Consider the following 2,904-nt stretch of genomic DNA (forward strand, 5'->3'; position numbering starts at 1 on the left):
TTTGTATCCACGGTAGGATTAGATGAAGAGATGGTCAGAGAATATATCCAGCACCAAGAGAAAGAGGATGAGCACTATGATCAGCTCAAGCTTGGGATGTGATGCCACCTTTAGGTGGCGCCAATTCTTGCCCCTTTGAGGGGCTAACAGTAATAAGCCTCCGGCTTTGCCGGAGGTAATTTAACTCCATGCTGACCTGCTGAATTTGCTCTGCCTGAGCCCCTTTTAATTGCAAATGCTTGCCAATGGCTTGAACGGCTTGTTTGCCTTTTCCTTCATTTACATAAATCACACATTCACTTTCCCTATCAACCCCCACCGTGACATAGTGATGCCCTTTACGCGTTGACATTTCATCGATACCCAGCTGGCTAATAGCAGAAGGATCATCTGCACGCAGCGCTTTGCCTACCCAATGGTTGAATATCGTCCAGATCTGTTACGGATTAACTTGCATTAGCTCAGCAACACGATTGACCGGCATTTCCCGTTCAATCATCGCTAAAGCCAAGGCTTCAAACAACAAAGTAAAACCACTATTGGCGCGTGCCCACGGTACCGCTCCATTAACTACGTTACCTGACGATGTGGTAATGCGGGAAACCGCGCAATGCAAATAACCAATATGCTCAAAGAAGTTAAGGTGCTGCCATGTCCGCTCCACTGTGTCATAAACACCGCAAAGATTTCCTGACTCATCTGCAAATCGTGCCCCTACTGCAAAACCAATCTGCAGGTGCATTCTTTTCGCTTTGATTCAGCATGAACAAACTTTATTTCGTTAGCTTCCCACGAAGACTGAAATTCATATAGAGCCAAGCTCTGCAACTACCGACACAAGGCTATAAAGAAAAACAGCAATAAAAAAATCACAATGTAGTTCTTCATACTAGTTTTGAGAATTGCTTGAGATAAAAAAAGAGGTGCCAGTAAGGCCGTTGGGAGGAAGCCTTAGGAAGAAGGAAACGCTGGCACCGAATAGCTACACAAAAAAATAAATAAGTATTGACTATTATACAGTTCAGCATTACGTGCTTATGACATCTACGTGACATACACATCATCTTGATAATATTTCCGCGGCCTATCCATCATTTTACTAAACCATAACCTCAATTAATCTGGTGAGGATTTCTGAAGAAAGCGCAGTTTTTGGAGAAAACCGGAACAAGCTTTATATTCTTGCTGCTTGACGTACTTTTTTATTCTTAAGCAATAAATTCATATAACCATATAATGCAGGGGACAGCTAGAATAAGCCAAATAGCAATTATTACCGCGCCTGCACTCCAGCTTACGGGCTTTTTGATCATAATTTCTTTAGCTTGAATTTGACACTCCTCTAAAATCGTTCGAGGAATTAACTTAATTGCTAAAGCAATACCCAACGGTACTAATATAAGATCATCAAGGTAGCCAAGAATTGGAATAAAATCAGGAATTAAATCAATCGGACTTAAAGCATAAGCGACTACGCCTGTAACCAGAAGCTTCGCATACCAAGGCGTTCTAGGATCACGTGCTGCGAGATAAAGAGCATATGTCTCAATCTTAAGGATTTGTGCACGATCTTTAAGATTTTCTAGCCATATCATTTTTAAAAGGCATTAAATAAAGAGAACCTATTATTTTAATACCAAATATTAAATGAAAAAGCAGATATAGCAAAACCAGCTAGAAATGATTCAAAGAGTATTCTCATTGTCTCATCTAGCACAAATGGGCATACGCCAAAATACTGCGTAAACAACAAACCCAAACCGTTGAGATGCTCTTCAAATTCTATATATTCTGAATCATTCTTAACTGGTTACGCTATAGTTAACGAGCTGAAGGGGGGGGTAACAATGACTAGCAGAAAATACGTGGGAGTACCCTGACAGGTCGCTTACCCCGAAGGAGTAGGATGTCAGGGGGAAACCCTTTTTTCGTCGCGGGTAAAACCGGAATGTCGCCAGTTTCGCGTTTATTTCTGCGCCCTATACATCCTCTTACAAGACCATAACCACGATTAACTTAGTGAGGATTTCCAGAGAAAACCCAGTTTTTGGAGGAAACCGGAAAATTGTTAAGCTTTTTCTCAAATAGGTTCGATGACGAATTCAATCAACCGTTAAAACTTGTAGTGAACAAATAAGAAGGAATGCGGACTATTTTTTAAACAGAAGAATGGTGCACAAAGAAAAGATGAGAGAGAACCAATGTGCACCATATGAGGGGAATATCCATCGTGAAACCGATACACACCTGTATAACAAGGAGAGAGGAGAGTTGCAGGTTTGTATCAATGCTCTTTTTTAACAATGAATATGCAAATGATAATAGTTTTCATTTGCAAATGCAACATATTTTCACAAAATAAAAAAATGGCGCACAAAGTGAAAAGAGGAGAGAGCGACATGTGCACCACAGCAAAAGATCAGAAGACTGAATAACCGGCACACAACTATAACGACAAGAGGCTATAAATTTATAGCTGTGTACCGTAACCCTTTTAACAAAGGGTTAGCAATAAGAACCACTAAAATGATAAAAGTTTCAATAATTTATTGATGAGTTGTACCTAACCTCAAGTCAAACGTTACGCTGTAGCGCTGATTTAGGGGTGTGCACAAATGCATCGAAGAAGTTTGAGAAAAAGCTAGAATAAGCCGCAAAATCATGGACTGAATAGAATACACTAATATTATAGTGTTCTGTTCAGTCTAATCTTCTGCGTTGACCAGCAAGTTTTATAAAATAGCGTGAACTTAATTATTTATAACACTACTGTCCGGTTAAGCAAAACCAAGATCAAGCTGCTGAGTTAAAGAAGGATTTTTAGGATTGGGTGGTGGTTCGGCCAAGGATTCCAGTTGTTTTCTAGCGAAGATATTGACACAGATCAGTCTTGCCCATTGCTGC

General features: G+C 40.2%; 1 protein-coding gene and 2 pseudogenes. 1 reads left to right on the forward strand and 2 read right to left on the reverse strand.

The window, feature by feature from the left end; translation table 11 throughout:
• Window positions 1-102, forward strand: a pseudogene (locus tag BM122_RS25685) (IS200/IS605 family transposase); the annotation flags it as partial.
• A gap of 76 nt (window positions 103-178) precedes the next feature.
• Here the strand turns inward: BM122_RS25685 and BM122_RS25690 are convergent.
• Window positions 179-828 (reverse strand): annotated as a pseudogene (locus BM122_RS25690) (helix-turn-helix domain-containing protein); the annotation flags it as partial.
• A gap of 380 nt (window positions 829-1,208) precedes the next feature.
• Window positions 1,209-1,595: a YkvA family protein gene (locus BM122_RS20930; protein ID WP_074907578.1), complete on the reverse strand. Its 387-nt coding sequence runs from the start codon at window positions 1,593-1,595 to the stop codon at window positions 1,209-1,211.
• Window positions 1,596-2,904: the final 1,309 nt, after the last annotated feature.

The organism is Nitrosomonas communis (assembly GCF_900114745.1).
In the GTDB taxonomy this organism is placed as follows: Bacteria; Pseudomonadota; Gammaproteobacteria; order Burkholderiales; family Nitrosomonadaceae; genus Nitrosomonas; species Nitrosomonas communis_A.